The sequence below is a fragment of the Streptomyces sp. NPDC048825 genome, assembly GCF_043198355.1.
Classification (GTDB): domain Bacteria; phylum Actinomycetota; class Actinomycetes; order Streptomycetales; family Streptomycetaceae; genus Streptomyces; species Streptomyces xiangluensis.
This window is the reverse complement of record NZ_JBICUR010000002.1, coordinates 212,043-233,669: the sequence shown is the minus strand read 5'-3', so window position 1 is coordinate 233,669 and position 21,627 is coordinate 212,043. Positions and strand designations below refer to the sequence as shown.

The 21,627-nt window shown below is 69.1% G+C and carries 19 protein-coding genes; 11 read left to right on the top strand and 8 right to left on the bottom strand.

Features of this window, described 5'->3' with window-relative positions; translation table 11 throughout:
* Positions 1-177: 177 nt before the first annotated feature.
* On the top strand, positions 178-714 hold the full coding sequence (locus tag ACGFNK_RS06405) for a hypothetical protein (RefSeq protein ID WP_393412523.1): 537 nt from the start codon (positions 178-180) through the stop codon (positions 712-714).
* Positions 715-729: 15 nt separating this feature from the next.
* Here ACGFNK_RS06405 and ACGFNK_RS06400 read toward each other — a convergent pair whose 3' ends face one another.
* From ACGFNK_RS06400 to ACGFNK_RS06390, 3 genes are read right to left on the bottom strand one after another with little or no spacing between them, the layout of a single operon-like run.
* Positions 730-1,503 carry an enoyl-CoA hydratase/isomerase family protein gene (locus tag ACGFNK_RS06400; protein ID WP_393412522.1) on the bottom strand — a complete coding sequence of 258 codons (774 nt, stop codon included), beginning with the start codon at positions 1,501-1,503 and terminating at the stop codon, positions 730-732.
* Positions 1,500-1,946 carry a Zn-ribbon domain-containing OB-fold protein gene (locus tag ACGFNK_RS06395; protein ID WP_393412520.1) on the bottom strand — a complete coding sequence of 149 codons (447 nt, stop codon included), beginning with the start codon at positions 1,944-1,946 and terminating at the stop codon, positions 1,500-1,502. Before ACGFNK_RS06395 ends, ACGFNK_RS06400 begins: the two co-directional genes overlap by 4 nt.
* 17 nt (positions 1,947-1,963) lie before the next feature.
* A complete protein-coding gene (locus ACGFNK_RS06390) occupies positions 1,964-3,112 on the bottom strand; it encodes a lipid-transfer protein (RefSeq protein ID WP_393413261.1) in 1,149 nt (382 codons plus the stop codon).
* 149 nt (positions 3,113-3,261) lie between these two features.
* Here ACGFNK_RS06390 and ACGFNK_RS06385 point away from each other — a divergent pair, with 149 nt between their 5' ends.
* The 3 genes from ACGFNK_RS06385 to ACGFNK_RS06375 all read left to right on the top strand — a co-directional run bounded on the left by ACGFNK_RS06385 (position 3,262) and on the right by ACGFNK_RS06375 (position 6,646).
* On the top strand, positions 3,262-4,899 hold the full coding sequence (locus ACGFNK_RS06385; RefSeq protein WP_393412518.1) for a FadD3 family acyl-CoA ligase: 1,638 nt from the start codon (positions 3,262-3,264) through the stop codon (positions 4,897-4,899).
* 140 nt (positions 4,900-5,039) lie between these two features.
* A complete protein-coding gene (locus ACGFNK_RS06380) occupies positions 5,040-5,594 on the top strand; it encodes an RNA polymerase sigma factor (RefSeq protein WP_393412516.1) in 555 nt (184 codons plus the stop codon).
* Positions 5,591-6,646 (top strand): hypothetical protein, encoded by a 1,056-nt coding sequence (locus ACGFNK_RS06375; RefSeq protein WP_393412514.1) that lies wholly within the window; start codon positions 5,591-5,593, stop codon positions 6,644-6,646. The genes ACGFNK_RS06380 and ACGFNK_RS06375 overlap by 4 nt, the downstream gene beginning before the upstream one ends.
* 259 nt (positions 6,647-6,905) lie before the next feature.
* On the opposite strand, the gene ACGFNK_RS06370 is transcribed toward ACGFNK_RS06375, so the two are convergent.
* A complete protein-coding gene (locus ACGFNK_RS06370) occupies positions 6,906-7,118 on the bottom strand; it encodes a hypothetical protein (protein ID WP_386336713.1) in 213 nt (70 codons plus the stop codon).
* A 229-nt stretch (positions 7,119-7,347) separates the two neighbouring features.
* Positions 7,348-10,308, bottom strand: a complete 2,961-nt coding sequence (locus ACGFNK_RS06365; RefSeq protein WP_393412512.1) for a BTAD domain-containing putative transcriptional regulator — start codon at positions 10,306-10,308, stop codon at positions 7,348-7,350.
* Positions 10,309-10,608: 300 nt separating this feature from the next.
* On the opposite strand from ACGFNK_RS06365, the gene ACGFNK_RS06360 reads away from it, so the two are divergent.
* The 3 genes from ACGFNK_RS06360 (at position 10,609) to ACGFNK_RS06350 (ending at position 13,912) form a co-directional block, all read left to right on the top strand.
* Complete coding sequence (locus ACGFNK_RS06360) at positions 10,609-11,841, top strand: amidohydrolase family protein (protein WP_393413259.1); 1,233 nt, start codon at positions 10,609-10,611, stop codon at positions 11,839-11,841.
* Between the two features lie 20 nt (positions 11,842-11,861).
* Entirely contained in the window at positions 11,862-12,770 is a 909-nt protein-coding gene (locus ACGFNK_RS06355; RefSeq protein ID WP_393413257.1) for an LLM class F420-dependent oxidoreductase, read from the top strand.
* Between the two features lie 395 nt (positions 12,771-13,165).
* On the top strand, positions 13,166-13,912 hold the full coding sequence (locus tag ACGFNK_RS06350; protein ID WP_393412510.1) for a response regulator transcription factor: 747 nt from the start codon (positions 13,166-13,168) through the stop codon (positions 13,910-13,912).
* Positions 13,913-14,019: 107 nt separating this feature from the next.
* On the opposite strand, the gene ACGFNK_RS06345 is transcribed toward ACGFNK_RS06350, so the two are convergent.
* Together ACGFNK_RS06345 and ACGFNK_RS06340 are read right to left on the bottom strand one after the other, a co-directional pair.
* On the bottom strand, positions 14,020-14,832 hold the full coding sequence (locus tag ACGFNK_RS06345) for a hypothetical protein (RefSeq protein ID WP_393412508.1): 813 nt from the start codon (positions 14,830-14,832) through the stop codon (positions 14,020-14,022).
* Positions 14,833-14,883: 51 nt separating this feature from the next.
* A complete protein-coding gene (locus ACGFNK_RS06340; RefSeq protein ID WP_393412506.1) occupies positions 14,884-15,630 on the bottom strand; it encodes a hypothetical protein in 747 nt (248 codons plus the stop codon).
* 306 nt (positions 15,631-15,936) lie between these two features.
* Here ACGFNK_RS06340 and ACGFNK_RS06335 point away from each other — a divergent pair, with 306 nt between their 5' ends.
* The 4 genes from ACGFNK_RS06335 (at position 15,937) to ACGFNK_RS06320 (ending at position 21,189) form a co-directional block, all read left to right on the top strand.
* Complete coding sequence (locus ACGFNK_RS06335) at positions 15,937-16,713, top strand: SDR family NAD(P)-dependent oxidoreductase (RefSeq protein ID WP_393412504.1); 777 nt, start codon at positions 15,937-15,939, stop codon at positions 16,711-16,713.
* A 107-nt stretch (positions 16,714-16,820) separates the two neighbouring features.
* On the top strand, positions 16,821-17,939 hold the full coding sequence (locus ACGFNK_RS06330; protein WP_386336725.1) for an LLM class flavin-dependent oxidoreductase: 1,119 nt from the start codon (positions 16,821-16,823) through the stop codon (positions 17,937-17,939).
* A 13-nt stretch (positions 17,940-17,952) separates the two neighbouring features.
* Entirely contained in the window at positions 17,953-19,692 is a 1,740-nt protein-coding gene (locus ACGFNK_RS06325) for an amidohydrolase family protein (protein WP_393412502.1), read from the top strand.
* A gap of 81 nt (positions 19,693-19,773) precedes the next feature.
* Positions 19,774-21,189: an aldehyde dehydrogenase family protein gene (locus tag ACGFNK_RS06320; protein ID WP_393413255.1), complete on the top strand. Its 1,416-nt coding sequence runs from the start codon at positions 19,774-19,776 to the stop codon at positions 21,187-21,189.
* A gap of 21 nt (positions 21,190-21,210) precedes the next feature.
* Here ACGFNK_RS06320 and ACGFNK_RS06315 read toward each other — a convergent pair whose 3' ends face one another.
* The gene (locus ACGFNK_RS06315; protein ID WP_393412500.1) at positions 21,211-21,627 is read right to left on the bottom strand and encodes a prevent-host-death protein; all 417 of its coding nucleotides are present in this window, start codon (positions 21,625-21,627) and stop codon (positions 21,211-21,213) included.

Here is a 21,627-nt window from a genome sequence, read left to right as displayed (position 1 = left end):
GGGCCCCCGCTCCTCAATCGCCGGAAGGGCTGGATTTTGCGGGACTGGGCTGAATTCCGGGGGCTCTGCCCCAGGCCCCGCCAGGGGTTGCGCCTGTTGCGCCCCAGCGTTACGCCCCGTACGCGCTCATCACCACCCGGTGACATGTCCGTGACATGCGTTGCATAGAGTGACGCCATGCAACTACGGGGACGCAGGCTCAAGTTCACAGCGGTGGCGGCACTGGTGGTGCTCTCCCTCACCGGGTTCTCGACGGGACGCGGTCACCGCAGCGGCGGGGACGGCGGAGGTGGCGGCGGCTGCAGCAGCTCCAGCCAGTCTCACGACAGTTCGTCGTCGAGCGGCGGGACCTCGGGATCGGGGACGTACCGCGACTACGACGATGACGACGACTACACGGACGACACGTACGACGACAGCGGCTCCTCGGATGCGACCACGACGCTTCAGGACGCCACGGTGAAGCTGATCGACTGCGCGACGCCGACCGATGCGTACGCGACGGTCGAGGTCACCAACCCGAATGCCGAGGGCGCCTACTTCACCGTCACGGTCGACTTCCTCGACGCCGATTCCGACCGGGTGGAACTGGGGAGCGCGGACGAGTTCGTCGCCGCGAACGAGACGGCGACGGTACAGGTGGACCTGTCCAGTCCCGGCGTCGCGACGCAGGTCGACCGCTGCGTGGCCGAACGGGACGCACCCGCGAACTGACTGACACGCGTCTCCTCATCGGACGCGGTACCCACCGGCCCGCCGGGCGGTGAACAGCTCCGCCTGGCGGTCCGCGGGCAGGTTCCCGAGCGCGATGAGGTGCGGCGCGTGCGTGAGCGCCTGAGCGCGCGCCGCTTCCTTCGCCGCCCATACGGCTCGTACCGTGCCCTGCACAGCTTCGGTCGGGTAGGAGGCGATGACCTCGGCGCACCGTACGGCGGCCTGGAGTGCCTCGCCGGGGGCGGTGACCTCGGACACCAGCCCCACCTCGTACGCCCGCCCGGCTGAGATCCGCTCCGCCGTCCCCATCAACGCCATCCGCGCCACCTCCCCGAACGGCATCCTCTGCGCCATGTAGATCGACTCGCACGCGCTGACCATCCCGTAGGTCGTGTGCGGATCGAAGAAGGTGGCGTGCTCGTCGGCCACGATGAACTCGGCCTCGCCGAGCAGGTAGAAGGCGCCTCCGCAGGCCATCCCGTTCACGGCGGCGATCACGGGCTTCCACAGGTCGTTCGCCTTCGGCCCGGTCATGGTGAGCGGCTCGTCCACCGTGTACGGGGAGCCGGGCTGCGGCACCTCGACGTCACGATCGAGCCCCGAGCAGAACGCCCGCTCGCCCGCCCCCGTGACGACGACCGAGCGTACGGACTGGTCGAACCTGAACTCCTGCCAGGCGGCGGTGAGTTCGGCGGCCATGGCCAGGTCGATCGAGTTCAGCCGCTCGGGCCGGTCGAGGGTGACGACGGCGACGCCGGTGTCCTTGTCGGTGGTGAGGCGTACGGTCATGGGCGCTCCAGGATCCACTGGGGCAGGCGGGCCGTCCGCTCGAACACCACCTGCACCTTCGCCCCGATCCGAATCCGTTCCGGCGGGAGGGAGCCCAGGGGGGCGTCGGCGCCGCTGAGCAGATTCCCGACGAGCCGGATGTGCAGAGCCTCCGCGAGCTCGACGACGATCACGTTGTACGGGGCCAGCTCCGCGTATGCCGGAAGGAGCGGCGGATGCGGGACGACGTACGACCAGATCCGCCCCTTCCCGCTCATCAGCCGCCACTCGCTCGCGAAGGACTGGCAGTGGGGGCAGCAGGGCCGGGGCGGGAACCGGAGTTCGCCGCAGTCGGCGCAGGCCTGGACGCGGAGTTCGCCTTGGGCGGCGTACTCCCAGAAGGGGGCGCCGTCGTCGTCGAGGACGGGGGACAGGAGGGACAGGCGCTCTCCCGGCAATGGCATCGTCAACTCCCAACTCCTTAGTTCCGTAGGAGGATCGCGGAGGTGGGGACGCCTTCACCCGCCGTGACCAGGCAGGTCGAGGCGTCCGGGACCTGGGCGGTGCTCGTCCCGCGCAACTGCTTCACGCCCTCGTTGATGAGGTTGAAGCCATGGACGTACGCCTCGGAGAGCCCGCCCCCGCTCGTATTGACCGGCAGCCGTCCGCCGATTTCCAGCGCACCGCCCTCGGTGAAGGCCCCGCCCTCGCCGCGACCGCAGAAGCCGTAGCCCTCCAGGGAGAGCGGGATGAGTGCCGTGAAAGCGTCGTAGATCTGCGCGACGTCAACGTCATGGGGGCCGAAGTCCGCCTGCTTCCACAGGTGTCGGGCTGCGGTCCAGGCCGGCCCGGTGAGCGGGTCGTCGTTCCAGTAGTTGACCATGCCGTGGTGCTGGGCGGGCAGGCCCTGGGCGGCGGAGTGGACGTACACGGGTGTGTTCCGGCAGTCGCGGGCCCGTTCCTTCGACACGATCACGCAGGCCAACGCCCCATCCGTCTCAAGGCAGTTGTCGAAGAGGCAGAGGGGTTCGCTGATCCAGCGGGAGGTCATGTACATCTCGCGGGTCAGCGGGCGTTCGTACATCATCGCGGCGGGGTTCTGGTTGGCGCGGTTGCGGCAGGCGAGGGCGACGTTGAAGAAGTGGTCACGGGTCGCGCCGTACTCGTGCATATAGCGGCGCGCGAGCATGGCGATCTCGTCGGCCGGGCGGAGGAGGCCGAAGGGGCGGGTCCACTGGGCGGGGGTGGGGAGTTGGACGGCGGTGTTCTTCCAGGGCCGCGGCCCGGACCCCCGCTTCCGTGACCGCCAGGCGACCCCGACGGAGGCCTGCCCGGTGGCGATGGCGGCGGCGAGATGGGCGACGGTGGCACAGGAACCGCCCCCGCCGTAGCCCACTTTGCTGAAGAAGGTGAGATCACCGGCGCCGATCGCCTTCGCCAGCTCGACCTCGTCGGTCTCCTCCATCGTGTACGAGGCGAGCGCGTCGACCTCGCTCGGTGGGATCCCGGCGTCGTCGAGGGCGGCGAGAACGGCACGGCAGGCCAAGGTCCTCTCGGACTCCGGGAGTTGCTTGGCGAAGGCGGTCTGACCGATCCCGACGATGGCGGTCGCGTCCTTGAGCCCCGCCATGAGTCCTGTCATGGGCACGCACCTCCGCTGCTGGAGTCCGCACTGGTCCGGACTGCTGACAGTCCGTCAGGCTACAGCTAATCTGACGGGTAGTCAGCTAGTGGTACGTCAGTATGCCGGTACGCCTGTGGGTATTGGGGAGGCTTGCGATGCGCGGGGACTTGGTGCGCGGAGACTTGACGCGTGGGGCGTGGGGCAGCATCCCGGGGCTGGTCCGTGCGGCGGCCGACCGGTACGGCGACGCCGAGGCGGTCGTGGAGGGGCGTACGCGCATCTCGTACGCGGAACTGGGCGCGCGCGTGGAGCGAGCGGCTGCCGCCTGCGTCGCGAACGGTGTCCAGGCCGGCGACCGCGTCGCCATCTGGGCGCCGAACTCGCTGGACTGGATCGTCTCGGCGCTGGGCGCGGTGTCGGCCGGGGCAGTGCTCGTACCGCTGAACACGCGCTTCAAGGGGGCCGAGGCGGCGTATGTGCTGGCGCGCAGCCGGGCGCGGCTGCTCTTTGTGACGGGGACGTTCTTGGGGACGTCGTACGTGGCGTCGTTGCGGCGGGCGGCTTCGGAGGGGCCGGGTTCGGAGGGGCCGGGCAAAGGACCTCTCCCCGGACTGCCGCACCTGGAGCAGGTGGTGGTGCTGTCCGACGACGCACCCGCCGACTTCCGTACGTGGAAGGACTTCCTGGCGAGCGGAGACGGCGTCGGCGAGCCGGAGGTACGGGCACGCTCGGCGGCCCTGGCTCCCGACTCGCCCTCCGACATCATCTTCACCTCGGGTACGACGGGCCGTCCCAAGGGTGCGGTGATCACGCATGCGCAGACGCTGCGGGCGTACGAGGTGTGGAGCGAACTGGCCGGGCTCCGTGCGGGCGACCGCTACCTGATCGTGAACCCCTTCTTCCACACCTTCGGCTACAAGGCGGGCGTCATCGCCTGCCTGATGCGGGGCGCGACGATGATCCCGCAGCCGGTGTTCAACGTGGACACGGCGCTGGCGAACATCGCGTCGGAACGGATCTCGGTCCTCCCCGGCCCGCCGACGCTCCACCAGTCCCTCCTGGACCACCCGTCCCGCGACGCGTACGACCTCTCGGCCCTGCGCCTGGTGGTGACAGGCGCGGCTGTCGTGCCACTACGCCTGGTGGAACGCCTCCGTACGGAACTCGGCGTCGGGACGGTCCTGACCGCGTACGGACTCTCCGAAGCGAGCGGCATCGTCACGATGTGCCGCCGCGGGGACGAGCCGGCGGTGATCGCGTCCACGTCGGGGCGGGCGATCCCGGACACGGAGGTGAAGGTGGTGGGACCGACGGGAGCGGCCTCGCCGCCCGGCTCCCCGGGGGAGGTCCTGGTCCGCGGCTTCAACGTCATGCGGGGCTACTTCGAGGACCCGCAGTCCACGGCCGCCGTGCTGACGCCGGACGGCTGGCTGCGTACGGGGGATGTCGGCGTCCTGGATTCCGCGGGCAACCTCCGTATCACCGACCGCATCAAGGACATGTTCATCGTCGGCGGCTTCAACGCGTACCCGGCGGAGATCGAGCAACTCCTAGGCCTCCACCCGGACGTCGCGGACGTCGCGGTGATCGGCATCCCGGACGGACGGCTGGGCGAGGTGGGCAAGGCGTATGTCGTACGCCGCCCCGGGGCGACCCTGACCTCGGACGACCTGATCGCGTGGGCACGACGCGAGATGGCGAACTACAAGGTGCCGCGGGTGGTGGAGTTCGTGGGGGAGCTGCCTCGGAATGCGAGCGGGAAGGTGGTCAAGGGGGAGTTGCGGGGGCGGTGAGCGGGTTCAGGCAGGCCAGGCGGTGACCTGGGGTATGTACACGCACTCGTGGCGGGAGATGGTCATGCGCGAACGCTGTCGGTGGATTTCGCCAAGTACGGGGTGAGACCGTCGACCGGCGGTCCGGAGACGGAGGTCCCATGACAACGGGCCTGGACGACGAGGAGCTGCTGGGCCGTACGGCACGCGACCCGGCCTCCTTCGAGCCGCTGGTGGAGCGCCATTCGACAGCCCTGCACGGCTACTTCGCGCGCCGCGCGCCCGGAGCCGCCGACGATCTGCTCGCCGAGCTGTGGCTCCAGGCGTACGCGACGCGACGTGGGTTCGACCCGGCCCGCGGTTCCGTACGGGCCTGGCTGTTCGGCGTTGCCAGGAACGTGCTCTCCGCGCACTGGCGGCGAGTCTCGGCGGCCCGCCCGGACATCCCGCGGGCCACCGGCGACGACGACCCCTGGGAGGCCGTGGACGACCGGCTTGTCGCGGCCGCTGTGGCCCCCAGGCTGCGCGAGCTCCTCGCTCAGCTCCCCTCCGACGAACGGGAACTGCTGCTCCTGGTCGCCTGGGAGCAGCTGACGCCCAGCGAGGCTGCAGACGTGGTCGGCATTCCCGCCGCGACGGCCCGCACCCGTCTGCACCGCGCCCGCAACCGTATGCGCTCGGGCGCGCCCTTCGACCTGACCGGAGACCCGACATGACCGGCACGACCGAACGCGACGACTTTCTCGACTTCCCCGGCGCCGACGAACTGATCGCGGCCGGAACCGTGGCCCCGCCGTCGGCGGACAGCATCGCGGCCGTACGTGAGGGGCTGGTGCTCCTCGCGGACCGCGAGACCGAACAGGCACACACCGCCACCGCGCACGACAGTGTGGTACCCCTCGCCGCGGCCCGACGAGGAGTCCCCGCGGCCTCCCTCGCACCCCCGGAGGACCTGTCGGAGGACCCGCTGGTCGTCCTCGACCCCGACGAGCCGGGCACGCCCCCGCGACGGCGCCGCCTCCCGCTTCGTGCACGCGTCCTGGCCACTGCCGCGGCGGTGGCCGCCATCGCCGTGGGCGCGGCCGTCTACCCGGTGCTGGATGTAGGCGGCAAGCCTCCGTCGGCGGCCTCGGCGGCCTCGGAGTTCCTGAACGACATGGCGAAGGTCTCGGCAGAGGAACCGGCGACCCACGGAAAGTACTGGATGGTCCATTACTGGGCGAAGGACGGCCGGAGGACGGCGACGGTGACCGTCTACAGCGACCGGGCGGGCGCCACATGGATTCGGAACCCGAACGGCAAGGTGAGCAGGTCCGGCCACAACATCGCTGATTGGAACGTGGGCGACCGACGCCTGCCCTGGACCGAATTCGACCAGCTGCCCACCGAACCGGAGAAGCTGAAGGCCCGCTTCTCCAAGAACGCCGAGGCACGGTTCGAGCAGATCATGCCGTTGCTGGCGGAGTCACCCGCGAGCCCTGACCTGCGCTCCGCGCTCTTCCAGATCGTCGCGGAGACTCCGGGGGTGACCATGACCCCCGAGGTCAAGGACAGCCGGGGCCGTCCGGGCACTGAGATCGTCCTCCGCGACACCAGGCAGGTGGACAAGGTGGGCAAGCCGGGCGCCAAGCCCGTTTCCTTGCAGTACTCCCTCCGCTACGTCATCGACCCGGATACAAGCCGCGTTCTGGAAAGCGGCGGCGCCGGCGCCAACCCGCTGGTCCGCACGACCTACCTCGAAGTCGGCTGGACGAACCACATCAGCTGAAAAGCGGCTCCTGGCGGCGAGCCACGGTTCATTGGCTCCCGGCCGGGGTTCCGCGGCTGCTGACCGGGGCTTCGTCGCTGAGGAAGTCCAGGTAGCGGCGGCTCAAGTGACGGCGTCAGGGGGGCGATTGTTCGAGCGGGCCGAACGGTTCGCGCCACCGATTGACCTGAACCGGGCCCCGGACACGCCTCGGCCGCGACGGCTCCCCCTCCGCGCCGCCGCGGCCGATCCCCCGTCGGGAGGTGGGCTACTTGGAGTGTCAGCTCGGCGGCGTGTTGTCCTGGGGGGTGGCGTCCCCGTCTGACACCGGCTGGCTGGGCGGGGTGTTGTCCTGGGTGGTGGCGTCCCCGTCCGACACCGGCTCGCTCGGCGGGGTGTTGTCCAGCGTGGTGAAGGTCTCCTTGCCCACCGGCTGGCTGGGCGGGGTGTTGTCGTTGGGCTGGAGGTCCGTGTCCTTGGCCTTCTCGGTCATGTGTTCAATTTCCTCTTCTCTAGTGAGTGCGGAGTGAGGAACGCCCGCCCGGATGCTCCCCCGAGGGCCACCGGACGGGCGTCGCGGAGCCGTATCCCCCGATCGGGCTCCTGGTCAGACCGCCTGCCCCCCGACGCGACGGTGTGACGGATAAGACAGTGCCTTGCGGCGATAAACGAATGCTGAACGCCCGCAACACACTGGAGCGCCTCCTGTTGCTCAGGCATGCTCAGGCCGCCGCGGCAGGCATGAGCAACGCGCGTACCTCGTCGGCTTCCTCGGCGACGCCGTTCTTTTCGTAGAGGTTGAGAGCTTCCCGCCAGCATGCCTGCGCCCGGTCCGCCTGCCCCAGAGCGGAGAGTGCCCGCCCGAGGAGGGTCAGGACATTGCCCCGCATCCAGTCGCCGCCGATGCAGCCCAGCGCGAGCGCCTGTTCAGCCCCTTGGGCCGCTCGTGCGGGGTGACGGAGGGCGAGGTGTACTTCGGCGATCCGGAAGTGGGTGGTTCCCTCCCAGAGCCGCTGGCGATGATCGGCGAAGTTGCTCAGGGCGTCGGAGAACTCGCTCAGCGCCTCGGCGTGACGTCCGGCCCCGGTCAGAGCCATGCCCAGGTTGTAATGCCCGTTGCCGAGGCGCATCGGCCTTCCCAACTCGACGTGGGCCGCGAGCGCGCGCTGTGCGATCTCGACCGCCTTCGCGACATTGCCCATCCCCAGGTTGGCTCGGGAGAGGTTGACCAGGGCGACTGCTTCGTTGAGCCTGTTACCGACCGCCTGGTAGCCCTTTATCGCCTGGTCGAAGGATTTCTTGGCGTCCACGTACCGCTTCTGTCGCAGGAAGATGTAACCCCGGTCGTTGGCCGCCCAGCTCCGCGCGGTGATGTCCTCGGCGGAGGCCGCGAGTTCCATGGCGAGCTCGGCCTGTTCCGCCGCCTGCTCGATACGTCCGGAGACCAGGAGGACTTGGGAAAGGGTCGTACGTGCTCTGCCCTCCGCACGTACGTCTCCCGCGGCCCGAGTGGCCTCGCACGCCGCTCTGGCCGTTGTCTCGTACTGGTGGGAGTTCGCGCCCGACTCGGTCAGATCCTTGGCCATCCACAGGAGGTCGACCGCGCGCCGCAGCCTGTCCGTGCCCGCGGACTGCTGTACGCAGGCCAACAGGGAAGCCGCCTCGGTGTACAGCCAGTCCAGGGCGGCGGCGCCCTCGGTGAACTGCAGCCCCGCGTACTCCGTCGCCTCCAGGTGATCCACCAGCCGGTCCCCCGGCCGCTCGATCGCATAAACCCCCGCCGCCGTGGCCAGGTAGAAGTCCAGCAACCGAGACATCGCCGCCTCCCGCTCACTGGGCGGCTGCTCATCCCTCTCCGCACATGCACGCGCGTAGAGACGCACCAAGTCGTGGTACCGATACCGCCCAGGAGCCGCAGACTCGAGCAGCGACGTATCGACGAGCGACTCCAGCAAGTCCTCCGTCTCCTCGACGGGGAGGTCCAGGACCGCCGCAGCCGCGGCCAGCGAGATGTCCGGCCCGTCCGCCAGCCCCAGCAACCGGAACGCCCGGGCCTGCGCCGGCTCCAACTGCCCGTACCCCAGCTCGAAGGTGGCCGCGACCGCCAGATCTCCGGCCTGCAGCTCATCAAGACGCCGCCGTTCATCGCCCAGCTTCGCCGCCAGCACCGACACCGTCCACGTACGACGGGCAGCCAGTCGCGACGCCGCGATCCGGATGGCGAGAGGCAGGAAACCGCACGCCGCCACCACGTCCAGCGCGGCCTCCCGCTCCGACGCCACCCGTTCCTCGCCCACGATCTTCGTGAAGAGCAGGAGCGCTTCCTCGGGAGACATCACGTCCAGGTCCACCAGGTGCGCGCCCGCCAGGTCCACCATCCGTACGCGCGAAGTGACCAGCGCCGCGCAGCCCTCCGTACCGGGCAGGAGCGGACGCACCTGGGCGGCGTCCCGCGCGTTGTCCAGCAGCACCAGCACTCGCCGCCCGTCCAGGACCGACCGGTACAGAGCCGCACGCTCCTCCAGCGAGTCCGGGATGGCGGAGTCGGCAGTCCCCAAAGCCCGTAGAAAAGCCCCCAGCACCGTCTCCGGCTCGGCCGCCCGCGCCCCCGCCCCCTGGAGGTCCACGTACAACTGACCGTCGGGGAACGAGGACCGCGCCTGGTGCGCCACATGCACGGCGAGGGTCGTCTTCCCCACGCCCCCGATGCCGGCCAGTGCCGACACCGCCATCACCCGGCCCTCGGCCGCGGACGCCGCCGACAGCACCTCGCTCAGCTCGGCCACAAAGGACGCTCGGCCGGTGAAGTCCGAGACGGTGGCAGGCAGTTGCGCCGGCTTCACCGGCGCCGCCGCGGGCTCCTCCACCGGCGCCGACGGTTCCGCCAGGGCCGGGTCCGCCTGCAGGATCCGTTGCTGCAAGTCCTTCAACCCCGGCCGCGGGTCGACGCCCAGCTCGTCCGCCAGCAGGCGCCGCGTGTCCGCGTACACCGCCAGCGCCTCCGCCTGCCGCCCGCTGCGGTACAGCGCCAGCATCAGCAGCTCCCGCAGGCGCTCGCGCAGCGGATGGGCCGCCGTCAGGGCCGTCAACTCGGAGACGGCCTCCGCGTGGCAGCCCTGCTCGAGGTCCATGTCGAGGCGGGTCTCGGCGAGTTGGAGCCGCCATTCCTCCAGCCGAGTCCGCTGCGTGTCCGCGTACGGACCCGGAACGCCCGCCAGGACCTCCCCGTCCCACAGGCTCAGTGCCTTGTTCAGCAGGACGCGCGCATGGCACAGATCCCCGGCGGTACGGGCCTTCTCGGCGTCCGCCGCCAGCTCCTGGGCCAGGGCCAGATCCAGGGCCCCCTCGCCGAGCGAGCGGATCGCGTACCCGCCCGACTCGCTGACCAGGACTCCGGAGCCGAGGACCTTCCGGAGGCGGGAGGCGTACGTACGGACCGCCGCCAGCGCCTGGGAGGGGGGTTCCTCGCCCCAGAGGGCGTCGATCAGTTCGGACGCCGTGGCCGTACGGCCCTCGCGCAGGAGCAGTGCCGCGAGCAGCGCGCGCTGCTGTGGTGAACCGGTGGGCAGGGACTCCGCGCCGTGCCAGGCGCGTACCGGGCCGAGCAGGCTGAAGCGGAGCGGCGCGGCCGATTCCTCGGGGCGCCCCCGCTCCAGCGGCTCTACTCGCGGTACACCGTCCATCGCTGTCCCCCTGCCGAACCCCTGTCGAACTGTCATGACAACCAGGCCAGTTTGCCTTGTGAACGCCGCATACGTCAGCCGTGGGAGACGCCGATCACAGGCCGACGTGCCGTGAACTGAAACGTCTCACACGGCCCTCACATGGTCCTCTCAACCTAGAGACCGCTCACCGCGGACGGATACAGGGGTGGAGACAGGGGCGGCCGTCAAGAGGAGCCGACGAGAGCCCGACCAGAGAGCCCCGATCCGCATAGCTGACGCCCCGTCAGATCAGCGCTACCGTAAGACCTCATGGAGACCATGGAGACCTTCCCGAAGATCATCTCGGTGGACGACCACACAGTGGAGCCCCCCAACGTCTGGCGGGACCGGCTCCCGTCGAAGTACCAGGACCGAGGACCCCGGATCGTCCGCGCACCGCTCAAGGAAATGACCTTTCTGGGCGGCAAGTTCGCCCCCGTCATGGGCAATCCCGGCGACGACGGCCCCATCGGCGACTGGTGGGTCTACGAGGGCCTGCACCGTCCCCTCACCCGTCTCGACACCGCCGTGGGGTACGACAGGGACGAGATCAAGCTGGAGATCATCACGTACGAGCAGATGCGCCCGGGTTCGTACGACGTCCCGCAGCGCCTGGCCGACATGGACGTCAACCACGTCCAGAGCGCCGTCTGCTTCCCCACCTTCCCCCGCTTCTGCGGCCAGACCTTCACGGAGGCGAAGGATCACGAGCTCGGTCTGCTGGGGGTGCGCGCGTACAACGACTGGATGGTCGAGGAGTGGTGTGGCCCCGAGGCACAGGGACGGCTGATACCGCTCACGCTCATCCCCCTCTGGGACGCCGAGCTGGCGGCGCAGGAGGTGCGCCGCAATGCCGCTCGCGGCGTACGCGCCGTCGCCTTCTCCGAGATACCCCCGCACCTGGGACTGCCGTCCGTCCACACGGACGAATGGGACCCGTTCCTCGCCGCCTGCGACGAGACCGGCACCGTCATCGCCATGCACATCGGGTCCAGCAGCAAGATGCCCTCCACCTCCGCGGACGCACCGCCCGCCGTCGGCTCCACCATCACCTTCGCCAACTGCTGCTTCTCGATGGTCGACTGGCTGATGAGCGGAAAGTTCGAACGCTTCCCGAACCTCAAGGTCATGTACGCGGAGGGCCAGATCGGCTGGATCCCGTACATCCTGGAGCGCGCGGACGTCGTCTGGGAGGAGAACCGCGGCTGGGGCGGAGTCGCCGACAAGGTCCACCGCCCGCCCTCCGAACTCTTCGCCGAGCACGTCTACGGCTGCTTCTTCGACGACGCCTTCGGCCTGAAGAACCTCGACGCGATCGGCGTCCCGAACGTGCTCTACGAGACCGACTACCCCCACTCCGACTCCACCTGGCCCAAGTCCCGCGAGGTCGGCGAGGCGCAGATGGGGCACCTGGACGCGGACGTCGTCGACCGGATCGTACGGCGGAACGCGATCGAGCTGCTGGGGCTGACTCAGGACGGGCTCTGGGCCGGACCGGGCGGTGCCCGTTGAGCAGCCCGCTGCTGTACGGGATGCAGCTCCCGGTCCAGTCACAGAGCACGATCTACGCCGAGGCCTGGGAGGCGGCGGCCGGCCCCGACGACCTTCTGGAGATCGCCCGCGCGGCCGACCACTCCGGCTTCGCGTACCTCGCGAGCTGCGACCATGTCGCCATCCCACGCCGCCTCGCGGCCGCGATGAGCACCGTCTGGTACGACCCGGTCGCCACCCTCGCGTTCCTGGCCTCGGCCACCGAGCGCGTACGGCTGCTCAGCCATGTCGCCGTCGTCGGACTCCGCCACCCGCTCATCACCGCCAAGCAGTACGCGACCCTCGACCACCTTTCTGGCGGCCGTCTGATCCTCGGAGTCGGCGCCGGCCACGTACAGGAGGAGTTCGAGGCGCTGGGCGTCGACTTCGAGCGGCGCGGATCCGTGCTCGACGAGACCATCGACGCGCTCCGGTCCGCCCTCGGCCGCGATGAATTCCCCGAGCACCACGGCAAGTTGTACGACTTCGAAGGCCTCGGTCAGCGGCCCCGCCCGACGCAGGCCCACGTACCCCTCTGGGTCGGCGGCTCCTCGCCCGCCGCCGTACGCCGAGCCGCGGTCAAGGGGGACGGCTGGCTGCCGCAGGGCGACCCCCGGGACCGCCTGCCGGACCAGATCGCCCGGCTGAAGCGCATACGGGAGGAGGCGGGCGTCACCGAGCCCGTAGTCGTCGGTGCCATCACCGAGCCGCTGTACGTAGGGGACCCGGCCTGGGACGTGGGCCGCCGCACCCTCTCCGGCCACCCCGAAGCACTGGCCGAGTCACTGCGGGCCTACCAGGCGATGGGCGTACACCAGATCCAGATCCGCTTCCGCTCCCGAAGCCGAAGCGAACTCACGGACCAGATGGGGATGTTCGGGTCGGAGGTAGCTCCGCATCTCCAGCCCTGAAAAGCCTGTACCCCAACTACCCGCGCTCTCCCACCGGCGGGAGGGGACGTGGGCCGGTGCGTCGTATGCCCGTCGCGTAGGTTCTGTCTCAGGTCACCTTCGCTGTGTACCGACACCGGGCCGTATGCCCACCCTGCGACGGGCTGACGCACCGGCCCACGGCCCCGACCCACCACCCACCCAGGGGCGCGGGGCTGTGACATCAGCGGCTCCGCCGCGGGGCGCGACCAGCCACAGACAGCCTGCAGTCAAAGAACCACCTGCAGTCGCCCTGCTCCTCCCAGCGGAAAGCGACCTGTCTGACAGCATGACAGCGATTTCTTTGAATATTTGAACAGGCCCGCCCCGAGTCCCGTACGTAAAGAGGTCATGACTTCGGCGGAAGGATCCGCGAAATGCGATCTTCCAGGCACGTCAGCGCGGCGAATCACGCGTCCTACCCCCCTGCGCCTGCCGATTCGCTCTGGAGGCTGACCGTCGTCCTGGCCTGCGCCGAGGACGCCTGGCCGCATGACGACTGGCCGGCCCCGGACGATCCGTACGTGGGCCGGGTGCTGCACTCCCCGGCCCCCCACCATTTCCTGCGCGACCGTGCCCGTGACGGGGACAACGAGGCCGTGGACGTCGTGGTGCTGCCCTGCGAGGACCCTGCGGAAGCCTTTCCGAGGCTGCTCGGCGCTATGGGTGACATGAACGCGTCAGTAATCGTCATCAGTCCCGAGCGCGACCCCGACGTGATCGTCGACGTCTTCCGCGGCGGAGCCGGCTACCTGGCGGAGGGCGACTACTGCACCTGCATGCTCTCCGCGGCGGTCGTGGCTGCCACGACCGGGCACACCTATCTCTCGCCCGTGGCGTGCGCGGCCCTCAGGGAGTGCGCCCAGCGCATGGCGGTGCCGCGTGACGACGCGTTACAACGGCTGCGGGCCCTGCTCTCGCCCCGTGAGCGACAGATCATGGAGTTGCTGTCGACCGGCCTGGGCGCGCAGGAGATCGGGGTACGGCTGAGGCTGACGGAGAAGACCGTCCGCAACAACCTCAGCAACATCTACGCCAAGCTGGATGCCCGGGGGAGTACGGACGCGGTCCTGCGCTGGCTGGGCGCCAGGAACGGCGACAGCCTGGGGTCCGCGGCCCACTGACGCCGCCGTCGACGTGACGGGCACGGAAGAAGCCCCCGCGCGAGAAGCGGGGGCTTGGTGCCGGACGTGATGCCGGCACCGTCGGCTACGGCCGTCCTCCCGAAGAGTTACGGCGCCGGAATCTCGGACAGCGGGATCTCGACATCCGTGATATTCGCGCCGCCCTGGCCGAATCCGGGCTGCTGCGACTCGGCACGGATCTCGGCGCTCTGCGGGCTGCTGCCGCCCTGGACTTCCTCGGCCTGCGGCGTACCGCACTTCACGTTCCGCAGCCAGAGGCGGCCGTCAGGGGTGCCGTTCTTCAGGATCTGCGGATAGAAGACATGCACGGTCCTGGCGCCCTCGCTGGGGGAGAAGAACACCTTCTGGCCGTCCTGCTCCTCCTTGTACGTGGCCTTGAGGTACCCGCTCACGTCGGTGCGCTTCTCCGACCACATGAAGAAGCCGATGTGGTCGGGCTGCACCTTGTCGGTCCTGGAGAAGTCGAAGCCGGTGCCGGTGTCGTCACGCTCGAGGCTGAATTCCGTCGTGTTGAACTTGGCGCCGATCTCGAAGAACGAGTTGCCCAGCTTGGAATCGGCGGAGGCGACGAACCCGTCTTCGAGTGTGATGGACCTGACCACCGACGTGGCCACTGCGAAGCTCTTCTCGAGAGCAGTCGTGGCTCCGCAGTTGTTGGAGGGGGTGGAAATGCGCTTGTTGGGCCCCAGGTTGTTCCTCTTGAACTGGACGTCGACGAATTCGCAGTTCTCCAGTGTGGCGGCGTCCTCCGCGCAGTCCTTGGACACTTCGGAGGGGGTGGCGGCACCCGCCGAGTACATCAGCGGAACGGCCACCCCGGCTGCCACCACTGGAGCCAGCATGAAGGTGATGCGCTTCTTCCTGCTCCGGTGATTTCCCTTGCGGCTGATGCGTGTCATGGTGCGTCTCCTTGAGGGGGGAAGTGTGAGGGGTTGGGTTACGGGCGTCCGTCAGCAATCGGTCAGGACGTCATCGGGCTCCCCGTCCGCGATTCCGGGAGCGCCGGCGGCTCGGGGCAGGGTGACGGGACCCTCGACGACTTCCTCCACCTCGTAGGTCTGCGCTTGGGTGTCCGGGACGATGCTGCCGTTGTCCTTCGCCTCGATCTTCACCCGCCACACGCCCGTCATGCGCTGCATCTTCGGCGTGAACTCCATGTGGAGAACCTTGCCGACCGGAACTTCCCTCTTTTCCGTGTCGCTGGCGGTCACCGTCTCGAGGGTCAGGTCGGTCGTTCCCTTGTGCTTGAGCCAGGACCCGCTCAGGGCGCCGAAGAGCCCTCCACTGGCGCCCTGTTGAGTCGCGGTGTACTTGCCCTCGCCCTGACCCACGGTCGCCTTCCAAGTGGCGTCGACCTTCGCGGGCTCGGTGGCGTTCGGCTCGCAGTTCGGGAAGTCAACCGTGACCTTCTGCTTGGGGCCGTCGAAGAACTCCATGCTCTTTGTCTCGACGAAATCGCAGGTGTCGGACTCGAAACCGGGGCCGGCGATCCCATGGCCGCCAAAGTCTTCGAGGGACTGCTTCTTGCCGTTGAGGACCTTGGTCCTTTCGCACATCTTGAGGATCTGCTCCGTGGTCTTCTCCTCGGCGGCGTTGGCCGACGGCAGGAGAACGGTGGCAACGGCGGCACCCGTCGTGATCGCCGCGCCGATCGCCACATAGCGGACCTTCTTGTTCTTGAATCGCCTCTTGGCCACGTTCTGGCCTCTCCTTGATGGGGGGTTTATTGGGAGTTCTTTTGCCTTCCCGTTGGGAAATATTGGCGTTCGCTTCGTGGCCCCGACAGAGTCAAATGTCCCTACCGGCCGGTCACTTGGCGTGTCCATTGCCACACGGCCAGAACGCCGCCACCCCTTGCCCTCTATGGGCGCTGTGCTGTCCCCACCGAAGCCGCCAACCCTTGCCTGACGGCCCATCAGCTAAGACCATGAGGGTCACCACGTGTGTGACGAAGCGTCAGGAACGCAGTCAACGCGCGTCCTCCACCGCTGAAGGAGAAACCCATGGGCAAGCTCGACGGACGCGTCGTCCTCATCACCGGTGCCGCACGCGGGCAGGGTGAGCAGGAGGCGCGGCTCTTCGTCGCGGAGGGCGCCGAGGTCGTCATCGGGGACGTACTTGACGATCAAGGGGAGGCGCTGGCCAAGGAGTTGGGCGCGCGGTACGTGCACCTCGACGTGAGCCAGGAAGCCGACTGGCAGTCCGCGGTGGCCGTGACCAAGGAGGCGTACGGGCGGATCGACGGGCTGGTCAACAACGCCGGGATCCTGCGCTTCAACGAGCTGGTCAGTACGCCGCTGGAGGAGTTCCAGCAGATCGTGCAGGTCAACCAGGTCGGGGTCTTCCTCGGCATCAAGACGGTCGCGCCCGAGATGGAGGCGGCGGGCGGCGGCACGATCGTGAACACCGCCTCGTACGCGGGGATGACGGGCATGGCCTGGGTCGGTGCGTACGCGGCGACCAAGCACGCGATCGTCGGGCTGACCCGCGTGGCCGCGCTGGAGCTGGCCGGGAAGGGGATCCGCGTCAATGCCGTCTGCCCGGGCGCGATCGACACCGCCATGAGCAATCCCGCCCAGCTCGATCCCGGCGCGGACACGGAGAAGGCCGCCGAAGGTATCGACCGGCTGTACCGCAAGCTCGTGCCGCTCGGGCGGGTCGGGCAGCCGGAGGAGGTGGCACGGCTGGTGCTCTTCCTCTCCGGTGACGACTCCTCGTACATCACAGGGCAGCCGTTCGTGATCGACGGAGGCTGGCTGGCGGGGGTCAGCGTTCTCTGACGCCCTGACGTCCCGTCAGCTATTGACCCTTCGCGGGTGCGGTGCGACAGTCGGCGAAGCAGATCTGACGTTCCGTCAGATACCGATGTTGGGGACGGTGAACCTCCTTGGAATTCGGGCTCTTTGTACAGGGATACGTGGGCAAGCGGGCCGAGACCGATCCGCTCGCCGAGCACAAGGCGCTGATGGAGGAGACCGAGTACGTCATCCAGGCGGACAAGTCCGGCTTCAAGTACGCCTGGGCGTCCGAGCACCACTTCCTGGAGGAGTACTCGCACCTCTCGGCGAACGACGTCTTCCTCGGGTATCTGGCGCATGCCACCGAGCGGATTCATCTGGGGTCGGGGATCTTCAATCCCCTCGCCCAGGTCAACCACCCCGTGAAGGTCGCCGAGAAGGTCGCGATGCTCGACCATCTCTCCGAGGGCCGCTTCGAGTTCGGCAGCGGGCGGGGCGCGGGTTCGCACGAGATCCTCGGCTTCATCCCCGGCGTCACCGACATGAACTACACCAAGGAGATCTGGGAAGAGACCATCGCCGAGTTCCCGAAGATGTGGCTCCAGGAGGAGTACGTCGGGTTCCAGGGCAAGCACTGGTCGCTGCCGCCGCGCAAGGTCCTGCCCAAGCCGTACGGGAAGGCGCACCCTGCCATGTGGTACGCGGCCGGGTCCCCGCCCTCGTACGCCATGGCCGCCCGTAAGGGCCTGGGCGTGCTCGGCTTCAGCGTGCAGAAGGTCTCCGACATGGAGTGGGTGCTGGAGCAGTACAAGACGGCGATCGTCGAGGCGGAGCCGGTCGGGGGCTTCGTCAACGACAACGTGATGGTGACTTCGACGGCGATCTGCGCGCCGACGCACGAGGAGGCGGTACGGATCGCCGCGGGCGGCAGCCTCCACTACCTGCAGTCGCTCGTCTTCCGCTACCACGACACGTTTCCGCGGCCCGAGGGCTTCCCGGTGTGGCCGGAGACGCTGCCCGAGTTCAACGAGGAGATCATCGAGCACCTCATCGCCGAGGAGCTGTTGATCTGCGGTGATCCGGACGAGGTGCTCACGCAGTGCAAGCGGTGGGAGCAGGCCGGGGCCGATCAGCTGTCCTTCGGCATGCCGATCGGGATCTCTCGTGAGGACACGCTGCAGACGATCCGGCTTGTCGGTGAGCACGTGATTCCGAAGATCGATACGGATCCGGTGCATCGGACGTCACGGTTCCGTCAGGCTTCCTAGGGGGTTTTCCGCGATGCTCGACCATCTGATCAAGGGCGCGACCGTCGTGGACGGGACGGGAGCGCCCGCGTACACCGCAGACGTGGGGATACGCGGCGGCCGTATCGCCGTCATAGCGGAACCCGGCAAGGTTGCCGAGGAAGCCAGGACCAGCGAGGACGCGAGCGGGCTCGTCCTCGCCCCCGGCTTTGTCGATCCCCACACCCACTACGACGCCCAGCTCTTCTGGGACCCGTATGCGACGCCCTCCCTCAACCACGGTGTGACGACCGTCGCGGGCGGCAACTGCGGATTCACCCTCGCCCCCTTGAACCCCTCCCGACCCGAAGACGCCGACTACACACGGCGGATGATGTCCAAGGTCGAGGGCATGTCGCTGGTCGCGCTCGAGGAGGGGGCGCCGTGGAGCTGGCATACGTTCGGGGAGTATCTCGATGCTCTCGAGGGGCGGATCGCCGTCAACGCGGGGTTCATGGTGGGGCATTGCGCGCTGCGGCGGTATGCGATGGGGCCGGACGCGGTGGGCGGGCAGCCTTCCGAGGCGCAACTGGCGGAGATGCTGCGGCTGTTCCATGAGTCGATGGATGCGGGTGCCTGGGGGCTGTCGACCACCCAGTCGTCCACGCACTCCGACGGCGACGGGAAACCCGTCGCCTCGCGGCATGCGCAACCGGCCGAACTGCTTGCTCTGTCCCGTGCCGTCGCGGAACACGAGGGCACACAGATAGAGGCCATCGTGGCCGGCTGCCTCGACCAGTTCAGCGACGACGAGATCGACCTCTTCGTGGAGATGAGCGCGTCGGCGGGGCGCCCCCTGAACTGGAACGTCCTGACCATCGACGCGGCCGTCCCCGACCGCGTACCGAGGCAACTGGCGGCAAGTGAGCGCGCCCGTAAGGCCGGTGGCCGGATCATCGCGCTGACGATGCCGATCCTCACCCCGATGAACATGTCGCTCGGCACCTTCTGCGCGCTCAATCTGATCCCCGGATGGGGCGAGATCCTCGGCCTGCCGGTGCCCGAGCGGATCGCGAAACTCCGCGACCGGGACGTACGGGCCGAGATGCTGCGTCGTGCGGACAGCAAGGAGGCGGGGGTCTTCCGCCGGCTCGCCCACTTCGGGCGGTATGTCATCGGGGACACGTACAGCCCCGAGAACGAGGGGCTGTCCGGCCGCGTCGTACGGGACATCGCGGCCGAACGCGGCCAGGAACCCTTCGAGTGCATCGTCGAGATCTGCGCCAACGACCAGATGCGTACGGTCCTTTGGCCCATGCCGACCGACAACGACCCCGACTCCTGGGCGCTGCGCGCCGAGACCTGGCAGCACGAGGACGTCATGCTGGGCGGGTCCGACGCGGGGGCGCATCTGGACCGGATGTGCGGGGCGCCGTACACGACGCGGTTCATAGGGGACTGTCTGCGCGGGCGGAAGCTCGCGACGCTGGAGCAGGCGGTGAAGATGCTCACCGACGATCCCGCCCAGCTCTTCGGCCTGCGGGAACGCGGGCGGATCGCCGAGGGATGGCATGCCGACCTCGTCCTGTTCGACCCGGAACGCATCGACGCCGGTACGGCCACGCTGGTGCACGACCTGCCGGGAGACAGCCCGCGGCTGGACTCCAAGGCGATCGGCATCACGGCGGTCTGGGTGAACGGGGTCGAGTCGATTCGCGGGGACCAGGTGACGGGTGCGGTGCCGGGGAAGGTGCTGCGCTCCGGGAGGGACACCCGGACGGTGAGCACCAAGTGACCGCGGTGAATACCGCGGTGAGACCGAGGTGAGTACGGAGTGACGGACGAGCAGCGGCTGTTCATCGGGGGCTCGTGGGTCATGCCCGATGACGGTTTCTACGAGGTGATCGACCCGGCGACCGAGGGGGGCGTCGGGTTGGCGCCGGAGGCCTCGCGGGATCAGGTGCACGCGGCGGCAGCCGCGGCTCGCGAGGCCTTCGGGCCCTGGTCGCGTACGTCCCCTTCCGAGCGCGCGACGATCCTGGACCGGGCGGCGGACATCATCCAGCGCAACCTCGTCCCGTACGCCGAACTCGCCCAGGCGGAGAGCGGCGCCACGACCGGGACGGCGCGCGGGATGCAGGTGGGGGTGGGCGCGGCCCGTTTCCGGCGGTACGCGAAGGGCGCGCTGGAGCCGGTCGAGGAGGCGCTGGTCCCGCAGATCAACGAGGCGGGCCCGTTCGGCAAGGCGGCCGTCATGGGCGCACTGGCCGTACGCCAGCCGGTGGGCGTGGTCACCTGCATCACCTCGTACAACAACCCCTGGGCGAACCCGGCCGGCAAGATCGCCCCCGCCCTGGCGATGGGCAACACGGTGGTGGTGAAGCCCGCGCCCCAGGACCCGCTGTCGGTCTACCGGATGGCTCAGGCGCTGGAGGCGGCGGGCGCGCCGCCCGGTGTGGTGAACGTCGTCTCGGGCTCGCGGGCAGAGGCCGGTGAGGCGGCGGTCGACTCGCCCGACGTCGACATGGTGAGCTTCACAGGCTCGACGGGGGTGGGGCAGCGCATCGCCGAGGTGTGCGGACGCGACATGAAACGCCAGCTGATGGAGCTGGGCGGCAAGGGCGCGGCGATCGTCTTCGACGACGCGGACGTGGCGTCGGCGGTACGGGGGATCGGGACGACCTTCTCCTTCTACAGCGGCCAGATCTGTACGGCACCGACGCGGGTCCTGGCGCAGCGGGCGGTGTACGACCGCGTAGTCGACCAACTCGCCGCATACGCGGGCTACTTGAAGGTCGGTGACCCGCGCGCCGAGGGCACGGTCGTGGGCCCGGTGATCTCGGCGGCGCACCGGGACAGGGTCGAGTCGTACGTCGAGCTGGGCCGCAAGGAGGGCGCGCGGGTCGTCGCGGGCGGCGAGCGCCCCGCGTACGACACGGGCTTCTACGTCGCCCCGACCCTCCTCGCGGACTGCACGAACGACATGCGGGTCGCCCGCGAGGAGATCTTCGGCCCGGTCGTGGTCGTCATCCCCTTCGACGAGGAGGAAGAGGGCGTCGCCCTCGCCAACGACTCCGACTACGGCCTGATCGACTACGTCTGGTCGGGGGACGTGGCGCGAGCGTTCCGCGTGGCCCGTCGCCTGCGCGCGGGCGGCGTCGGCGTCAACACGGTCGGCCGGAACATGGAGGCCCCATTCGGGGGCTTCAAGAAGAGCGGGGTGGGCAGGGACGTGGGGTCGTACGCGTTGCATGCGTACAGCGAGGTGCAGGCGATCGTGTGGCCGGGGTGAGACGCCGCATACGGGGCCGGGTCACCGCGCCGCACCCACCAGCCAGTCGCGCAGTTCCGCATCGTCGCTCAGGGCGATCAGCTGCACCAGGCCCCAGTTCTCCTCGTGGTTGGGTGCGGTGCGCAGCCGGTCCTGCCAGTCCTTGGCGTACTCGCGCAGGGCCTGGACCATCTCCTCCATGGCTTCGTCGAAGGTCCCCCCGTCGGCGGCCAGAGGAAGGCCGGGCAGGAAAACCGACCAGCCGGCCGCCTCGGCGACCACCTCTGCCTTCGAGGGGCACCCCAGCGACAGGTGGCGGCGCAGCCGCTCCACATCCACGACCGCGGCGCGGCCCGAATTGCGGCGTACGGTCGCCCCCCGTCCCTCATCGGCCGCGTCGAGGAGATCCTTCAGGTGCGCACGCGCCTGGGTGTAGCTCTCGTAGTGCACCGCCGACAC